12 protein-coding genes are annotated in these 18,401 nt (G+C 60.3%); 8 read left to right on the top strand and 4 right to left on the bottom strand.

The annotated features are described in order from the left end of the window. Positions 1-140 precede the first annotated feature (140 nt). Complete coding sequence (locus IB244_RS18105; protein WP_192305016.1) at positions 141-3,770, bottom strand: hydantoinase B/oxoprolinase family protein; 3,630 nt, start codon at positions 3,768-3,770, stop codon at positions 141-143. A gap of 213 nt (positions 3,771-3,983) precedes the next feature. Here IB244_RS18105 and IB244_RS18100 point away from each other — a divergent pair, with 213 nt between their 5' ends. The 5 genes from IB244_RS18100 (at position 3,984) to IB244_RS18080 (ending at position 7,103) form a co-directional block, all read left to right on the top strand. Then, entirely contained in the window at positions 3,984-4,391 is a 408-nt protein-coding gene (locus IB244_RS18100) for a hypothetical protein (protein ID WP_246734440.1), read from the top strand. Between the two features lie 170 nt (positions 4,392-4,561). Beyond that, positions 4,562-5,080 carry a copper chaperone PCu(A)C gene (locus tag IB244_RS18095; RefSeq protein WP_192305014.1) on the top strand — a complete coding sequence of 173 codons (519 nt, stop codon included), beginning with the start codon at positions 4,562-4,564 and terminating at the stop codon, positions 5,078-5,080. Between the two features lie 67 nt (positions 5,081-5,147). Beyond that, positions 5,148-5,516: a copper homeostasis periplasmic binding protein CopC gene (gene copC, locus IB244_RS18090; RefSeq protein WP_192305012.1), complete on the top strand. Its 369-nt coding sequence runs from the start codon at positions 5,148-5,150 to the stop codon at positions 5,514-5,516. Continuing rightward, complete coding sequence (gene copD, locus IB244_RS18085; protein WP_192305010.1) at positions 5,513-6,391, top strand: copper homeostasis membrane protein CopD; 879 nt, start codon at positions 5,513-5,515, stop codon at positions 6,389-6,391. Before copC ends, copD begins: the two co-directional genes overlap by 4 nt. A gap of 109 nt (positions 6,392-6,500) precedes the next feature. Next, complete coding sequence (locus IB244_RS18080; RefSeq protein ID WP_192305008.1) at positions 6,501-7,103, top strand: HupE/UreJ family protein; 603 nt, start codon at positions 6,501-6,503, stop codon at positions 7,101-7,103. Between the two features lie 37 nt (positions 7,104-7,140). Here IB244_RS18080 and IB244_RS18075 read toward each other — a convergent pair whose 3' ends face one another. After that, positions 7,141-7,926: an SDR family NAD(P)-dependent oxidoreductase gene (locus IB244_RS18075; RefSeq protein ID WP_192305006.1), complete on the bottom strand. Its 786-nt coding sequence runs from the start codon at positions 7,924-7,926 to the stop codon at positions 7,141-7,143. Between the two features lie 25 nt (positions 7,927-7,951). After that, a complete protein-coding gene (locus tag IB244_RS32910) occupies positions 7,952-8,629 on the bottom strand; it encodes a FadR/GntR family transcriptional regulator (RefSeq protein ID WP_192305004.1) in 678 nt (225 codons plus the stop codon). A gap of 125 nt (positions 8,630-8,754) precedes the next feature. Here IB244_RS32910 and uxuA point away from each other — a divergent pair, with 125 nt between their 5' ends. After that, positions 8,755-9,942 carry a mannonate dehydratase gene (gene uxuA / locus IB244_RS18065; protein ID WP_192305002.1) on the top strand — a complete coding sequence of 396 codons (1,188 nt, stop codon included), beginning with the start codon at positions 8,755-8,757 and terminating at the stop codon, positions 9,940-9,942. 63 nt (positions 9,943-10,005) lie between these two features. Here the strand turns inward: uxuA and IB244_RS18060 are convergent, their stop codons facing one another. After that, complete coding sequence (locus tag IB244_RS18060) at positions 10,006-10,410, bottom strand: response regulator (protein WP_192305000.1); 405 nt, start codon at positions 10,408-10,410, stop codon at positions 10,006-10,008. 346 nt (positions 10,411-10,756) lie between these two features. Here IB244_RS18060 and IB244_RS18055 point away from each other — a divergent pair, with 346 nt between their 5' ends. After that, positions 10,757-16,234, top strand: coding sequence for an alpha-2-macroglobulin family protein (locus IB244_RS18055; RefSeq protein WP_192304998.1), 5,478 nt, complete (start codon positions 10,757-10,759; stop codon positions 16,232-16,234). Beyond that, complete coding sequence (gene pbpC, locus IB244_RS18050; protein WP_192304996.1) at positions 16,231-18,312, top strand: penicillin-binding protein 1C; 2,082 nt, start codon at positions 16,231-16,233, stop codon at positions 18,310-18,312. Before IB244_RS18055 ends, pbpC begins: the two co-directional genes overlap by 4 nt. Positions 18,313-18,401: the final 89 nt, after the last annotated feature.

Below are 18,401 nucleotides of genomic sequence, written 5' to 3'. Positions count from 1 at the left end.
GTCGGTGACTGATGAAACCGAGGATCTCATCACGTTTCCGGGGCCGAGCGAGATCACGGCGCCAAACACCGTGATCGATGCGCAATCGAGCACATTTCGTCGAACGTCCCTTGGTGATCAATGCAGCCGAGGTGGCCATCTCACGCTCCAAACCCACCCGAGGTTGGTGTGGTGACAGTCACGGCCTCCCCCGCCTCGATCACCGTCTGGTCGCTAGCCTTGAGTATTTCGCGACGACCGTCCAGTCGGTGGACACTCGTTGACCCGACCCTGCCGTCCTCCCCTCCATTGATGCCCCGGGGCGGGCGGTTGCGGTGGGACGACAGGATGGCGCATTCCATCCGCTCCAGAAATCGAATGGTGCGCTCGGTGCCGTCGCCGGCGCTCCATCTGCCCTTTCCACCCGAACCCTCCCTGATGTGGAAGTCTTCCAGCAGAACAGGGAATCGGAGTTCGAGCACCTCGGGATCCGTCAGCCTGGAATTCGTCATGTGGGTATGGACGCCTGCCGTTCCAGCAAAGCCGCGGCCGTCGTTCATCCGACCCGCCGGCGAACCCGAGCAGATCGTCTCGTAATATTGGTATTTTGCATTGCCGAACGTCAGATTGTTCATTGTCCCCTGCGCATTGGCCATCGACCCCATAGCACCGAAGAGCGCATTGGTCACATGCTGGGACGTCTCGACATTCCCGGCAACCACCGCGGCGGGATAGGCCGGCTTTAACATAGAGCCGTCGGGGATGATGATGTTGATCGGCCGCAGGCAGCCAGCGTTCATCGGGATGCTGGCTTCGACCATCACACGAAATGCGTAGAGAACTGCGGCGCGAGTGACCGGTTCCGGCGCATTGAAGTTGTTCAGCTCTACGTGCGAGGTTCCGGTGAAATCCACAGTGGCCTCGCGCTTCTCGCGGTCGACCGAGATGTTGACCTTGATCACCTGTCCTGTGTCGGTGGGGTAGTCGTATTGAGCGGTCTCCGGCAAGCGATCGATAACACGGCGCACACTTTCGGCCGCATTGTCCTGAACGTGACCCATATAGGCCTCGACCACTGAAAGGCCGAAATGGGCAACCATCCGGCGCAACTCCGCCACACCCTTTTCATTCGAGGCGATCTGCGCCCTTATATCCGCCATGTTCTGGTGCGGATTGCGCGCCGGATACCGATGTTTCGTCAGGAGATCGTAGAGCTCCGCCTCGCGAAAGCGGCCGCGTTCGACCAGTTGGAAGTTGTCGAAAAGTACCCCCTCTTCATCGACGGTTGTCGCAAGCGGGGTCATCGAGCCCGGTGCCGTCCCTCCGACATCGGCGTGATGTCCGCGGGAAGCAACATAGAACAGGATGTCGCGGCCGGTGTCGTCGAAGACAGGCGTGACAACCGTTATGTCCGGGAGATGCGTGCCTCCGTTGTAAGGAGCGTTAAGAGCGAACACATCGCCCGGGTGGATTCGTCCCTCGTTCAACCTGATGATCGTCTCCACCGATCGGTCCATGGAGCCCAGGTGCACCGGCATATGCGGTGCATTGGCTACCAGCGCCCCGGTTCGATCGAAAACCGCGCAAGAGAAATCCAGCCGTTCCTTGATATTCACGGAAGAGGCGGTGTTTTGCAGCGTGAGGCCCATCTGTTCCGCAATCGACATAAAGAGATTGTTGAATATCTCCAGCATGATCGGATCAGCCTGCGTCCCAAGTGCGGCTGCTGTCCTCTTCTTTTCAACACGGCGGAGCAGGACGTGGTTCTTCGGCGTGATCTCTGCCTGCCATCCGGGCTCGATGACGATCGTCTGATTGGCTTCGATAATGAGCGCCGGACCAGGTGCCTGACTACCGGGTGGGAGATCGTCACGCTTGAAGACGCTGGTATCACGCCAAGCGCCGTCGAAAAAGACGCGCCGGCTCTCAGAAGCACGAGTGCCCGCTGCAACCGCCTGCAAGTCGTCTTCCTGATGCCTTTGGGCGGATCGGTCAGTCCCCTCGACGGCGACGGATTCGATGACAATCGCCTTACCGTCGTAGACGAAACCAAAATGCGCGGTGTGCGCCCGTTCAAAATCGACCAGCGCCTCGCCTATCGAGCCGTGGTTAAAATTGACGGGCAGCGTGGTGTCCGTACCTTCGTAACGAAGGTCCAGGACGGATCTGAAGTCAACGTTGTCGGCTGGTATGCCTTGTGTCTCCAGCTCTTCGCCAACCCCGGCACTCAAAGAGGCGATCAGCCGGTCAAGCTCTGGGAGCGACGCTTCCGAAAGAGGCTTAATGAACGCTTGCTGACGGGATGCGAAGATCGATGACAAGCCCATGCCGTAAGCAGACAGCAGACCGGAAAACGGGTGAACCAACACCATCGACATGCCGAGGGCATCGGCAACGAGGCAGGCGTGTTGCCCACCCGCACCACCGAAGCAGTTCAAGAGGTAGCCTGTCACGTCGTAGCCACGCTGTACCGAGATCTTCTTGATAGCGTTGGCCATGTTCTCGACCGCGATCTTTATGAAGCCTTCCGCGACGCTCTCCGGGCTGTGTCCGCTGGCGGCTTGCGCGGACATTGCCTCGAACTTCTCGCGCACGGCCTCGATATCGAGTGGTTCGTTCTGGGCCGGCCCGAAGATTGCGGGAAACAGATCCGGCTGCAGTTTTCCGAGCATGACGTTGGCGTCCGTCACCGCCAATTCCCCGCCACGACGATAGCAGGCGGGTCCGGGATTGGCGCCCGCCGAATCGGGACCGACGCGGAACCGACCTGTCTCAAAATGAAGGATGGAGCCGCCGCCGGCAGCGACGGTATGAATGCGCATCATCGGCGCCCTCACTCGAACACCTGCAACTTCGGTATCGAAGACGCGTTCGTACTCGCCATCATAGTGGGCTACGTCCGTTGAGGTGCCCCCCATGTCAAAGCCGATAACCTTGTGGAACCCGGCAAGTTTTGCGGTCTCCACCATACCGACCACACCGCCAGCCGGCCCCGAAAGGAGTGCATCTTTGCCCTGAAACATATGGGCGGCGGTCAGCCCCCCCGATGACATCATGAAGTTGAGGCGCGTCGACGTTCTTTCGGCATGCTCTACTCCCAGCTCGTCCGCCACCTGCTGAACGTAGCGAGATAGAATGGGCGAGAGATAGGCGTCCACGACCGTCGTATCGCCCCGGCCGACCAGCTTGAGCAGCGGCGAGACCTCGTGGCTCACCGAAATCTGTTTGAATCCCGCTGCCCGGCAGAGATCCGCGACCACTTTTTCGTGCTGCGGATATTTGTAGGAGTGCATGAACACGATCGCGACCGCATCAATCCCATCAATCCTTGCTCTGGCAATTGCCTGCTCTACAGCGCTCGTCTCGAGCGGCACCTCGATCGAACCATCCACGCGAATCCGTTCGTGGACTTCCACGACCTGCTCATAGAGCTGTTCCGGCAGAATGATCTCCTTGGCGAAAATGTCGGGGCGTGCCTGGTAGGCAATCCGAAGCGCGTCGCGAAATCCCTTGGTGATCAATAAGAGGACCCTGTCACCCTTGCGTTCCAGAAGCGCGTTGGTCGCAACGGTCGTCCCCATGCGAATGTCGCCAATGCGATCGGACGGTATCTTGTCCGTCGTCTCGAGACCGAGCAGGCCGCGAATCCCGTGGATCGCAGCATCGCGATAAGATTCCGGATTTTCGGAGAGAAGCTTTCGCGGATGCAAACTGCCATCAGGGGCACGCCCAATAATATCCGTGAAAGTGCCTCCGCGATCGATCCAGAAATCCCAGGCCCCATCAGACATGTTCCACGCTCCCGTGCCGGACGCCAAAAAAATCGCAGTCGGTGCCGCGCTCGCTCATCCAGACAATGTACAATTTGCCTTGCGCATTCAATGTGCAGGCATCGCGTGTTTGCGATAACGCAAGCTATCTCGCTTCGAGCCTCTTTCAAATTGCCGCATTGAGATCTATTGCTGTGCTCCGTAAGAGCATTCGCGTCAGCGAAGGAGAAGCGGTTGCAGGCAAGAAACGCGATGATCATGCGGTGGATGTTGCGCATGACCTGCGCCATTGCACTGCTGTTTGTCGGCTTCGCCCATCAAACGCCATCTTTTGCCAAAGGCGCCTTCGTTCCCTCCGAACTTGCAGAGTATATTCTGCCCGACGGCACGCTTCCCGTTATCTGCATCGCGGGCAAGGCAGACGGGACGAGCAAGCATGACAAGGCGCAGCAAGCGCAGGGTTGTGAGGCTTGCCGGATCGCTGCGTCGGTCCTGTTGCCAGTCCCTGACAATTATCGGGATAAACGTCCTCGTATCGCGACCGCTGCCATGCAGCCCTACGAAGTGGATGGGACTTTCTGCCGGGTCCTTCCCCCGAATACCGGTCCAAGGGCGCCTCCGGCCTCTACTGTCTTTGCTTGAGCCGGCATTTCGGCTCATGCCGCGATGCTGTCACAGCGGCCATTGACCTGCGCTTAGGTACCGTTCGGCCCGAAGCAAATCGCACCCGCATCCAATTTCCATTTCGCAAGGATGTTTTTCTCCCTGCCGTCGTGCATCGTCGCGAGAGATGATCCTGCCAGGAGCACCCTATGAAGAAACTGCTCATACTGATCACAGGCCTGATCTTTGCCGGTCTGTTTGCTGCAATCGCTGCCGCCAATGACATCAAGGTGGGTGCCATCGACATCGGCCACCCCCGCACTCGAGCCATGGTGCCGGGTGCCAAGGTCGGGGGTGGCTACCTGAACCTGACCAACACCGGTTCGGCCGATGACAGGCTCGTCAGCATCACATCCGACCGGGCTGCAAAAACCGAAGTTCATCAGATGAGCGTCAACAACGGCGTGATGACAATGCGCCCCGTCGCGGGCGGGCTCGTCATTCCCGCCGGTCAGACGGTCGAACTGAAGCCGGGCGGCTTCCACATCATGTTCATGGACGTCGCGCAGCCATTCAAGCAAGGGGAGACGATCAAGGCCACCCTGACCTTCCAGAAGGCGGGATCGGTGGACGTCGAGTTTACAGTCAGCAGTGCTGGCGGGGCGAATGCATCCGCAAAGGACGGCCACTCGGATATGGGTGGCATGGACATGTCCAAGCCGCAATAAGGGCAGCGACCACCAGGCTCGCATGCGCTACCGCATCAGAACCGTGACCAGAATATGAGATAGAAACATGCCTAAACATTCACGCTTTGCCGCACTGTCGGCGATTGCACTCGTCGTCTTTGCCGGGCAGGCCTTTGCACATGCTCATCTGACCAAGAGCGTGCCCGCCGACAAGGCAACGGTCGCAGTCTCTCCCGACGAGCTCGACCTGCACTTTTCCGAAGAACTGGATCTTAAATTCTCCGGCGCGAAAATCATCGGCCCGGACAAGGCTTCAGTGAAGACCGGTGACGCCATGCTGATGGATGAAGGAAAGACCCTGATGGTTCCTCTTCCGGAAAAGCTCGATCCCGGCGCCTATGAAGTGGAATGGCACGTTCTTTCGACAGACGGCCATAAGACCAAGGGCGCATACGGCTTCACGGTCAAGCCGTGACACCAGACGCCGCGCTCGTCCTGTGCCGCTTCCTGTTCTATGGTTCCGCCATATTTTTGTGGGGCGCATCAGCCTACATCTGCTGGATTGCGCCAGCAGATGTGGCGGCACAGGTGAGCCGACGGCTCCGTCATTGCTTTGCCCTCTCAACGCTTCTGATTATCGGCACGACTACCTCCCTGCTCCCGCTGCGAGCGGCTGCGATCGGCGAGGGCTGGGCCGACGCGTTCGCGCCGCAAACGCTATCCTCCGTCCTTACAGGGACCAATGTCGGGCAGGCCTGGATTGCCCAGGCTTGCGCCGCCGGTCTTTTGATCGTCTCTTGCCTGGTAACGGGCCGTTTCAGACACGGTGCCCGCGCGACGAGCGCCGGGTTGCTGCTCATGAGCCTCACGCTCAGTGGCCATGCCGCGATGCACAGTGGATGGTTACGCATGATGCATCGCCTCAACGACGGTGTTCATCTCCTGTCGGGTGGCGCTTGGCTCGGCGCTTTGGTCCCCATCGTCGTCACCTTGCCGTTGTTGAGAGATAGCCGATACCAGAAGGACGCACGGACGGCGTTGATGCGGTTTTCAACCGCGGGTCATGTTGCCGTGGCACTCGTCATCACGACCGGCATCATCAATACAGCACTGATCGTCGGATCTGTCCCGCTCGACTGGCAGCTCGAGTATCAGCTTCTGCTAAGCATCAAGATCCTGATTGTGTTCGCGCTGATCGCGCTTGCGATCGGCAATCGCTACCTTCTTGTTCCAAGGCTTGCTCGCAACCCGTCGCTCGAGCCCCTCAAGTGGGCGACTGGCGCCGAAATAGTCCTGGGGTTTGCAGTGCTTGGGCTAGTCGCCGTGTTTGGCATGCTGCAGCCGACTTGAGCGGTCGATGCTGAACTACGTCAAATGACGGTGTCGCTGATCTTTTTGCTTTATCCCCCTGATCCCACGTGCCATTTTCTGGACAACGTGCACATAGTAGGGGCCTCCCATGTTTTCAAAGATTTCCAGATTTAACGCCGCGCTCGCGGTTTGCGTCCTTGCTCCATCGCTCGCCTTCGCCCACACCGGCGTTGGCCAAACAGTTGGGTTCGCCCACGGCTTCACCCATCCCGTCTCCGGGCTCGATCACGTTCTTGCGATGATCCTCGTCGGCGTTCTCGCCTGGCAGCTCGGCGGCCGTGCGCTGTGGCTTGTGCCGACCACCTTTATCTCGGTGATGGCGATCGGCGGCGCACTCGGGATGATGGGAATTTCCGTTCCATTTGTCGAAGCCGGCATTGCGTTTTCCGTGGTCGTCCTCGGCGCCGTCGTCGCGCTGGGCATCCGCGCTCCCGCTGCCATCGCAGCCGGTGTCGTCGGCCTTTTTGCTATCTTTCACGGACATGCGCACGGCTCCGAAATGCCCGTGGCTGCCGCCGCCATTGCCTATGCAGCAGGCTTCATGCTGGCAACCTCAGTGCTTCACGTTGCCGGCATCACCATTGGCTACCTGATCGGCAAGATCAGCGAGCAGCAAGGAGCAATCGTCATGCGCTCGGCTGGCGGCATTGCCGCACTCGCGGGCATCGGGCTGTTTACCGGTCTCATCTAGCAAAGCGACTGCCCGGCCAAAGGGCCGGACATGGCCCTCAGCGCACCCCGATACCGGCCGTCAGGCCTCCATCGATACGGTGATCCGATCCGGTAATGAACGCAGCCTTGTCCGACGCCAGGAAGGCCGCGAGTGCGGCCACCTCTTCGGGTTCGGCAATGCGGCCAAGCGGGTGCGCCCTTCCGAAACGCCGAAACACCGCATCGATATCGGCATCCTCTCCTTCGAATGTGCGTGCCGCCAGCTCCAGGATCGGTGTGCGCACCGAACCGGGGCTGATCGACACCACGCGTATATTGTCTGCCGCAAAGTCGATCGCCATCGCCCGCGTCAATGCGTGTATCGCCCCTTTCGAAGCGACATAGGCAGAAACACCCGGCTGGCAGGCAAAGCCTTGCACACTTGAAATGTTGATGATCGCGCCGCCGCCGCGCTTGCGCATTTCCGGCACGCCATGCTCGGCCGTCAGATGGATTGAGCCGACATTCACCGCCATGCTGCGCATGAACGTCTCGAAGGGTGTATCGGTGGCATTGCCGTAAGGGTGCACCGCCGCCGAATTGACGATGATATCCACACCACCGAATCTTGCGACGGCTTCAGCAAAGGCGTCAGCCACGTTTGCGGGGTTGGAAACATCCGTTCGGATAACGCGCAGGGCCAGACCGTCCTCCGCACCGATCTCCGCAAGCTTGGTGTTCGCCTCTTCATCGATGCCAAGGCAGGCAACGGCCGCGCCCTCGCGCGCCAGATGCAATGCGATCGCGCGTCCGATTCCGGTTGTCCCGGTAACGATTGCGATCTTGCCGGCATATTCTCCCATCAGCCTCTCCCACTGTTCGGCATGCTCATTCAGAAATGAACTCAAGACCGGCGCTGAGATGCCGATCCATGTGATAGACAAAGGCAATCCGATCGCGATAGCGCAGGGCCTGCAGAATATCGCCGTGCTCGGCTACAACCGTCTCCAAAGTCAGTCGTTGCGATTTTCCTGCGAGCATCAATCGCTTTACGACAGGTTTCAGCATTCCATAGGTTTCCGACAATGTACGATTACCGGCCGCGTCCACCAGCAGCCGGTGAAACTGGAAATCGAGCTCGGAGGCACGCTCGGCGTCTTCCGCTGTCAGAATGGCTGCGTTGGCTGCTTCCATCTCGGCAAGAGCCTGATCGGTCAGACGGTCAGCAAGCAGATCGAACAGGTTCATTTCCGTCAGTCGCCGATAGCCCTGGATATCGCGGAAGGCATCGACCGAAATCTCCATGGCAAAGGAAAAGAGATCGCGCATGGCATTTTGATGCTGGTCAGTCAGCACGGCGCCGACCTTCTGCCTGGATTCGGCGACGCCGTACGCCTTCAACGTACGGAAGGCTTCGCGCACCGTATTTCGGCTGGAATCGAACATCGCGGCCAGCTCGACTTCGCTCGGCAGGACGTCGCCCACACCAAGCCCCCGCTCGCGGATGAGACCGCGGATTTGTCGGACGACATCATCTACCGCCGAGGCGCGATTGCTGAACTGCACAGTGAAAAGCTCCGTTCTCCGGAAAATCTATTATGTTGGCCTTATTTTGGCAATCGTCGCTTTTGGCTTGCGAAGATCAAATAAAGTGCGCTTAATTGTCCAACATATTAGGGAGGTCGTCTGTGATGCTGGAAAGTTGGCGCTGGTTCGGACCGCAGGATCCTGTCACATTGTCCCATGCCCGTCAGGCCGGTGCGCACGGCATCGTAACCGCGCTCCACCATATCTACGACGGCCGGGTCTGGACGCCAGACGACGTTTCCGAACGCATGGCCCTGGTAAGAAATGCCGGCATAATCTGGTCGGTGTGCGAGTCGATCCCTGTCAATTCGGCGATCAAACTGCGAAACGAAAACTGGCGCCGTTATGTCGATGCGTGGAAGCAGAGTCTTGCCAATCTCGGCAAAGGCGGCGTGCCTGTGGTCTGCTACAATTTCATGCCTGTGGTGGACTGGACGCGCACCAACCTGCTCTACCCGACGCCCGTTGGCGGCTTGGCGCTTCGCTTCGATATGATCGATTTCATCGCCTACGACGTCTTTGTCTTGAAGCGTACTGCGGCCGAAGAGAGCTACAACGCTCCGCTCGTTGAAGCGGCGCGCCAGCGATTGGCAGGCATGAGCGAGGAGGATGTGGATACCCTCGAGAGGAATATTATTGCCGGCCTTCCCGGCGGCGAGGACAGCCACACGCGGGAAACCATCCGCGGGCATATCGCGGCATTCGACGAGCTCTCGGACGACGACATGCGCAGCAATCTGGTCGAGTTTCTAAAAGAGGTCGTGCCGGTAGCCGTCGAAAACAACGTACGTCTCGCAATTCACCCGGACGACCCGCCCTTCTCGCTGTTCGGGTTGCCGCGTGTCGTCTCGACGTCGGAAGATATCGAGACCATCCTTGCAGCGGTCAATCACACTGCCAACGGCATAACCCTCTGTGCCGGATCCTACGCCTCGCGCCACGGCAACGACGTCGTCGGCATGGCGAGCCGCTTTGCCGAGCGCATCCACTTCGCGCATCTGCGAAATGTCAGCAAGGAACCGGACGGCTCCTTCATCGAATCCGAGCACCTGGGCGGTGACGTCAACATGGTCTCGCTCATTTCCGTGCTGCGTCGCGAGGAGCGCCGCCGGGTGGCGTTCGGAAGAGCAGACAGCGTCATTCCGATGCGCCCCGACCATGGCCATCTTCTGATCGACGACCAGACAAAGAAGGTCAACGCGGGCTATTCCTGCATCGGCCGGCTGAAGGGCCTGGCGGAGCTCCGAGGCGTGATTGCAGCGGTGGATCAGCTGGACGTTCAGACGGTATAGCTCTGGCCGCATGGCGACACGGATAGCTGGCGGATATCGCGCATTTTTCGATTTACAGCGTCCTCACGCACTCCGGCGCGCATCAAGCGCATGACGCAGAGAGTTCTGCACGATCGATGGCGTTGCCGGCTTGCTGACCACACCCAGCGCTCCGTGAACACGGCCAACGACCGCCGCGGGGTTGCTGGTCATGAAGACCACCGTTATGCCAAAATCATCGACGAGCCGTTGACCAATCTCTGGGCCAGTCGCGCCGTCAGCCAAGTTGACGTCGACAAAGGCGATGTCGGCCTGTGGGGCTAGTGAGAAAGCCTGCCTTCTGTCGGTTGCGACACCGACGACATCGAGCCCCATGTCCCTGACTGTTGTTTCAAGATCCAGCGCAACGAGAAAGTCATCGTCAACGATCAAGACGCTTTCACGCGGGGCGCCGCCTGTCCGGCGTTGTGTTCCGACATCGCTGCCCATGATTGCCCCTTGTTTCTGCTTATTTTGCAACACTGATTACGCTCAACTGCATGTTGGCGAGCGGATAACGGCATTGAGGACAATATGTTCCGCGCTGAGGTGGATTCGTTCGCCAATAGATCGCTGTTAACGGTAACAAACCGTTAACGACAAATGTGGGGAGCGAGCAGAAGTGGCTGATTGGGAATTCATGGGCCACTCGGATGGTAACCATGTATAGCAGCGTCCCCAACTGTCCTCGCCCACTCTTGGTTCATTCCGAAACAACGCTCTGGCCAAGTTGACAACCGGTTGTGGAGTGCGGAGAGTGCACTCTGGACCAGCGCCAGTCACCTTGGGGGGACCTATGTCTGTACGCGCGTTTTTCGCCATAGCCGCAGTTGCTCTCGCCTCAATCACTCCAAGCCTTCCGGCATTTGCGGCAGACGTAAAACGCGAAATCCAGACAATCCAGGACGCCGATTACTTCGGCTTCGATCTGCGGACCGAACAGAACCTTACGCTGGATCAATGCAAGACATCCTGCATCGGCGACAAGTCCTGCAAGGCCTTCACCTATAATCCGAAGGTGAAGTGGTGCTTCCTGAAGTCGGACTTCAAGACGATGAACGCCTTCCCGGGCGCTATCGCCGGCAAGATCGTCGAGACTGCCGCCGCAAAGCCGGAGCCGGATATCGGGGCCGCCCCCCGGCTCGGCTTTCTCTCCGGAGATGTGAGAGAGCAGGCGCGCGATAACAAGGCCAATCTTGAAGTGGCCGACGACCAGCAGGGCCAGAGCGCCGACAGCCTGATCGCCAACGGCCGTCTCGACCTGACGGCAGGCAATGTCATTGATGCCGTGAAATCCTTCCGAAGTGCGCTCGCACTTTCCCCCGACAATGCCGATCTTTGGCTGGAAACGGCGCGCGCCGGTGACAGCTTTACCAAGACCGACGACAACGATGGCAGCGAGATCTACGGACAGGCTGTACTGGACGCGGTCAATGGCTACGAGTTGACGCGAACAGCCTCGGTCCGTGCCGAGGCGCTCTCCGTGCTTGCCGCCGCGCTCGAAAAGAACACCAACTATCGCGCCGCACTCAATGCCTACAAGGCAAGCCTGGCGCTCGTGAACTCGAAGGAGGTCCAGGCGGCCTTCCTGCAGCTAAAATCGACGCAGGGATTTCGCATCACCGAGCATACTGTCGATGCCGATAGTGCAAATCCCCGTATCTGCGCGACATTCTCCGAAACCCTGGTCAAGACGCAGGACTATACGCCCTTCGTGACGCTGAACGGTGCAGCCCCCAAGGCGCTCGAGACCAAGGACAAGCAGGTCTGTGTCGAGGGCCTGACCCACGGTGAAAATTACAAGATCACGTTCCGCACCGGCCTGCCCTCTTCGGTCGACGAAGTGCTTGAGGCCCCTGTCAGCCTTGATATCTACGTCAAGGACCGCACGGCCAGCGTACGCTTCACTGGCGACAGCTTCGTTCTGCCGTCGACGGCCCGCCGCGGGATCCCGATCGTTTCCGTCAACATGCCTTCCGCCAATCTGAAGCTCTATCGTATCGGCGATCGCGGCATCGCTCCGCTTTTGACGAGCTCGCAATTCCTGACCCAGCTCGACGGATACAGCGCACAGCGCATCGAAGACGAGAACGGCGAACTGGTCTGGCAAGGCTCGATCGAGATGACCAACGACCTCAACAAGGATGTCGTCACCAGCTTCCCGGTGGATGAGGCGCTGCCCGAGCGCAAGCCTGGCGTCTATGTTCTGACGGCAACGGCGCCGAACGCCCCGGACCAGGATTGGAATGCGCAGGCGACACAATGGTTCGTGGTTTCCGATATCGGGATCACGACATACGCGGGTACCGATGGCCTCAACGTCTTTACCCGCTCGCTCGCCTCGGCAAAGCCGATCGCTGGCGTTGAGCTCCAGCTTCTGGCGAAGAACAATGAAGTACTCGGCACTGCAACGACCGATGAGAACGGTCGGGCGACATTCACCGCCGGTCTGATGCGTGCGACGGCTGCCCTGACACCTGCTGTCATCACCGCCAGGAAGGGGGATACCGACTATGTCTTCCTCGACATGACGCGCGCGGGCTTTGATCTCTCCGATCGCGGCGTCACAGGGCGTGCTTCTCCTGGCGCCATCGATGTCTTGAGCTGGACGGAGCGCGGCATCTACCGGGCCGGGGAAATGGTCCACGCTGCCGCCCTTGCCCGCGATACCGATGGCCAGGCCATCGAGAACCTGCCGCTGACCTTCATTTTTCTGCGCCCCGATGGTGTCGAGGACCGCCGCGTCGTCAGCCAGACCAGCCATGTCGGCGGCTATGCGATCGACCTGCCCGTTCAGGAAAATGCCATGCGCGGCACCTGGACGATGAACATTCACACCGACCCAAAAGGCTCGCCGATCGCGACAAAAACCTTCCTGGTCGATGACTTCGTGCCGGATCGCACCGACATGGAGATCAAGACAGAGGCGAAGGTTATCGGTCCGGAGACGTCAGCGACAATCAATATATCAGGCAAGTATCTCTATGGCGCACCTGCTGCAGGGTTGTCGCTCGAAGGCGATGTCGTGATCAAGCCGACCCGCGAGGCGGCCGCCTTCCCCGGCTACTTCTTTGGCCTTGCCGACGAGGAAGCCAGCGAAGAGACGCGCCAGACCATAGAAGGCCTGCCCGACCTCGACGAAGATGGCGAAGGTATCACCGACCTGACTGTCGGCGATCTGCCGGCGACGACGCAGCTTCTGAACGCCACGGTCTATATCCGCATGCAGGAAGCCGGTGGCCGCGCCATCGAGCGTTCGCTCGTGCTTCCCGTCAAAAACCAAAGCCCGATGATCGGCATCAAGCCGGAATTCTCCGGCGACCTTGGCGAGAATTCGATCGCGAACTTCACCGTTATCGGCGTTGATGAAGACGGGGCGAAGCAGGCGATGAGCGGCCTGCGCTGGAAACTCTACAAGCTGAACCGCGATTATCAATGGTATCGCGACGGTACCGCCTGGAAATACGAGCCGATCTATACCGCCGAGCAGGTCGCCAACGGCAATCTCGATGCGTCCCTGGACGGAGCGAAGATATCGTCTCCCGTCGCCTGGGGGCGCTACCGCCTCGAGGTTGAAAGCACGCAGACCGACGGCCCTGCTTCAAGCGTGGAGTTCGATGCGGGATGGTTCGTCCAGGCAACGTCGACGGAGACGCCTGACGGGCTTGAGATCGCGCTCGACAAGGACAGCTACAGGATCGGCGAGACGGCCAGGCTGAAGGTCTCATCGCGCTACGCAGGCGAATTGATGATCGCGGCCGGAACGGAAACCCTCGTGGCCATCCAGAACGCATCCATTGGCGAGAACGGTGGCGAAGTCGATATTCCCGTCACTTCGAATTGGGGGGCTGGCGCCTATGTCACCGCGACATTGTTCCGCCCCGGCGATGCTCAGGACAGCCACATGCCGATGCGCGCGATCGGCGTGAAATGGCTGAAGGTCGATCCGGCGGAGCGAGCATTGCAGGTAGCGATCGATGCGCCGGAGAAGATGCTGCCGCGCGCACCGCTGCCGATCACCCTTGCCGTTGCCGGCGCGGGCGCCAACGAGGACGCCTATGTGACGGTTGCGGCTGTTGATGTCGGCATTCTCAATCTGACTCGCTACGAACCACCGAACCCAGAAGACTGGTATTTCGGCCAGCGCCAGCTCGGCCTCGAAATTCGAGACCTTTACGGACGGCTTATCGACGGTTCGCTCGGCGCGACCGGCAAGCTGCGAACCGGCGGCGACGGAGGCGCTGTGGCACTTCAGGGAAGCCCGCCGACGCAAAAGCTGGTTGCCTTCTTCTCTGGTCCGGTGAAGCTGGATGCCCAAGGCAAGGCGAATGTCAGCTTCGACATTCCCCAGTTTAACGGCACTGCCCGCGTGATGGCAGTCGCCTGGTCGAAAGCCGGCCTTGGCCATGCGACGAAGGACGTCATCATTCGTGACCCTGTCGTGGTGACGGCGAGCCTGCCGGGCTTCCTTGCCCCCGGAGATACCTCCGAGCTTCGGCTCGATATCGCCAATACGGACGCGCCGGCGGGCGACTTCAAGCTGACCGTTGCCGGCAACGATGCCGTGCGCATTGGCAAGGCGTCACAGACTGTTCATCTCGAGGCCGGCGCCAGATCAGCCGTGACGCTCGCTGTTACCGGCACGCAACCGGGCCATGGCAGCGTTTCGATCAATCTCGCTGACGCGGCCGGCGTGTCGCTGGATCAGACGGTTGACGTCCCTGTTCGACCAGCAGTTCTGCCGATGACTGAACGCCGCGTCCTGGCGCTCAATCCGGCAACCAGGCTGACGGTCGACAAGGCATTGCTGGCAGACAGCGTTCTACAAGGCGCCTCCGTCAGCGTCAGCGTCACGCGTTCGGCCGCCTTCGACATTCCGGCTCTGCTGATGTCGCTCGACCGCTACCCATTCGGCTGCGCCGAGCAGACGACCAGCCGTGCCCTGCCGCTGCTCTATCTGAGTGAGCTTGCCCATGAGGCCGGTCTGGAGGATGACGCCGACGTCAAGAAGCGCGTTCAGGACGCAATCTACCGCGTTCTTTCCTATCAGGCGTCCGCCGGGAGCTTCGGTCTCTGGGGACCTGACAGCGGCGACCTCTGGCTCGATTCCTATGTCACCGATTTCCTGACCCGCGCACGCGAGCAGAAATACGACGTCCCGGATCGTGCATTCGCGCAAGCTCTGGAGAACCTTCAGAACGCGCTGAGCTATGACGTCAATGTCAAGGATCAGGGCGACCAGATTGCCTATGCGCTCTACGTTCTCGCCCGCAACAAGAAGGCCGCGATCAGCGATCTTCGCTATTATGCCGATACGATGATCAACGACTTTCCGACGCCGCTTGCAAAGGCGCATATCGCAGCGGCACTGGCGCTCTATGGCGATGCGACGCGATCGAAAAACATCTTCGTCGACGCATTGCAGATGTCGGAACAGTCCATGGTCACGCGCGTCAATCTTTCGAGAACGGACTATGGCTCGATCCTGCGCGATGGTGCCGCAATCCTTGCTCTTGCCGCCGAAAGCCGTCCGGTCCCGCCCGTGGTTCCGGAATTGGCCAAAGCGGTCGCCAAGGAATGGAATCGCAGCAAATACACGAGCACCCAGGAACAGGCCTGGATGCTGCTTGCCGCGCGCGCCATACAGGGCGGTGATGACTCTATCAAGATCGACGTCAACGGCGCGCTGCACAATGGCGCCTACATGGCGAAGATGACCGGGGATGCCTTGATGGGCAATGCGCTCACGCTCACCAACCAGACCGGCGAGTCCGTCTCGGCGGTGGTGACGACATTTGCTGCCCCTGTCGTGCCGCCGCCCGCCGGCGGTGACGGGTTTGCCATCGAGCGCACCTACTACACGATGGATGGCGAGCAGGCGAATGTGACCGAAGCCAAGCAGAACGAGCGCTATGTCGTTGTGCTGCACGTCACGGAAAGCAACAACTGGCCGTCGCGGATCGTCGTGACGGACCTGCTTCCGGCCGGCTTCCAGATCGACAATCCGAACCTGGTCGACAGCGCGCAACTGACGAACTTCGACTGGATCGGCGAGGTGATGGCGGCCCACACCGAATTCCGCAATGACCGCTTCGTGGCCGCGTTCAATCGGTCGGCGGACGACAATCGCGAAATCAATGTCGCCTATGTCGTGCGCGCCGTGACCCCCGGCATCTACGATCATCCGGCCGCCGTCGTCGAGGACATGTATCGACCGCAGCTCTCCGCACGCACCGCGACTGGCAAGATGGAGGTCACCGCAGCGTCGAAATGAGACTTGCAAGGAAGCTCGCGATCGGAAGCGCTGCCGGGATCATCCTTGCCGGCACCGGGTTGGTCTTGCTTGACATCGCCGACCGGGCCTATCCGCCGCCGCTCGACAAGGCGGAAACGGTCTCCGCGGAAGTGGTCGATGCGGATGGTCAGTTGCTGCGTGCCTTTGCAACGCCTGAAGGCCTCTGGCGTCTGAAAACCACAGCCGCCGATGTCGATCCACAATTCCTCAAGATGCTGATCGCCTACGAGGACCGGCGTTTTTACAGCCATGCCGGTGTCGATCTTCAGGCAATGGCACGTGCCGCCCTGCAGTTCGTTACCAATGGCCGCATCGTCTCCGGTGCATCGACGCTGTCGATGCAGGTTGCCCGGGTGATCGAGCCGCGTCAGGGCCGCTCGCTGTCGGCAAAGCTCCTGCAGATGGCTCGCGCCATCCAGATCGAGCGGCGGCTATCCAAGGCGCAGATCCTCGATCTCTATCTCACGCATGCACCCTATGGCGGCAATCTCGAGGGTGTACGGGCTGCGAGCCTCGCCTATTTCGGCAAGGAGCCGCGGCGGCTGACGGTCGCGGAAGCCGCTCTCCTCGTCGCGCTACCACAGCTGCCTGAAAAGCGTCGGCCGGACCGCAACCTCGCGACAGCCGAGGTGGCGCGCAAACGGGTGCTCGAGCGTGTCGCTGTCGGCGAGGCTGTCGGCGAGGGTGAGGCGGCGCGTGCCGAAATCGTGCCGGTGCCGTCTCAACGCATGCAGCTTCCGGCGCTTGCAGCGCATGTTGCCGAAGCGGCACGACGCAAGGATCCGAAAGCACGGCAATACGAGACGACCCTGAAGAAACAGGTGCAAGCAGGATTGGAGGCCGTTGCCCGTGCCTCCGCCTTGAAACTGGGTCCGAAGCTGTCAATTGCCATGGTCATGGCCGATGCACAAACGGGCGACATTCTCGGCGAGGTTGGCTCGGCCGACTACTTCGATGCCAGCCGTTCAGGCTGGATCGACATGACGCGCGCCAGCCGTTCGCCAGGCTCGACGCTGAAGCCATTCATCTATGGCCTCGCATTCGAAGAAGGCCTTGTCAGCCAGGAGACGATCATCGAGGACCGCCCCGCAGATTTCTTCGGCTACAGGCCGCGGAATTTCGATATGAGCTATCAGGGCGACGTCACGGTGCGCGAGGCGCTGCAGCTGTCGCTGAACGTCCCGGCGGTGAAGCTGCTCGATGCCGTCAATCCGGCCAAGCTGCTGATCCGCTTTCGTCGCGCCGAAGTGCGTCCCCTCCTGCCCCCGGACGAAACACCCGGCCTGGCAATCGGTCTCGGCGGCCTCGGCATCACGTTGAAGGATCTCGTCCAGCTCTACACCGCGCTTGCCAATCGTGGCCAGCCGGTCCGCATCGGCGATGGCGTCAACGACCGCCCCGGCAAGATCGATGGCGAGGGCATGCTTGATCCGGTGGCGGTCTGGAATGTCGCCGATATCCTCTCGGGCGTCATTCCACCGGCCGGCGCTCCGAAACGCGGGATCGCCTACAAGACCGGCACCAGCTACGGCTATCGCGACGCCTGGTCCGTTGGCTATGATGGCCGCTACGTGCTCGGCGTCTGGGTCGGGCGCCCCGACAACAGCGCTGTCCCGGGCTTGACGGGTTACGGCACCGCCGCGCCGATTCTGTTTGAAGGTTTCGCAAAGTCAGGGATTGCGACGACGCCCCTCCCGCGCCCGCCCTTGGGAGCAATACGGATCGCCCAGGCCGAACTACCGATCAGCCAGCGTCGCTTTGCCATCAATCCAAGCGGCCTTTTGGCGTCAACAGGCCGTGAACCGGCGCCACAGATCGTCTATCCACCGGAGGGCGCACATGTCGACCTTGGGGCGAAGAGAGGCGATCTCTCGCCGTTGTTGCTGAAGCTGCAAGGTGGGAGGCCTCCTTATCGCTGGCTCGTCAACGGCAAGCCTTTGCCCGATATTTCCCGGCGCCGCACCAATCAGTGGATGCCGGACGGCGGCGGCTACTCAAAGCTCACAGTGATCGACGCCATGGGCCGGGCCGCAAGCGTCGGCGTCTTCATCGATTGATCGTCTGCAGCGATCAGTCATATTTTCTCCAGGTATGCCGAATCCAGAACGCGTTGACGGCGCATGCGTGGTTCGCCGAACAATCTGGT

The organism is Rhizobium sp. RHZ02 (assembly GCF_014851575.1).
Lineage (GTDB): Bacteria > Pseudomonadota > Alphaproteobacteria > Rhizobiales > Rhizobiaceae > Rhizobium > Rhizobium altiplani.
Note: the sequence above shows the minus strand (reverse complement) of the source record. Positions and strands in the feature narration are given on the sequence as shown.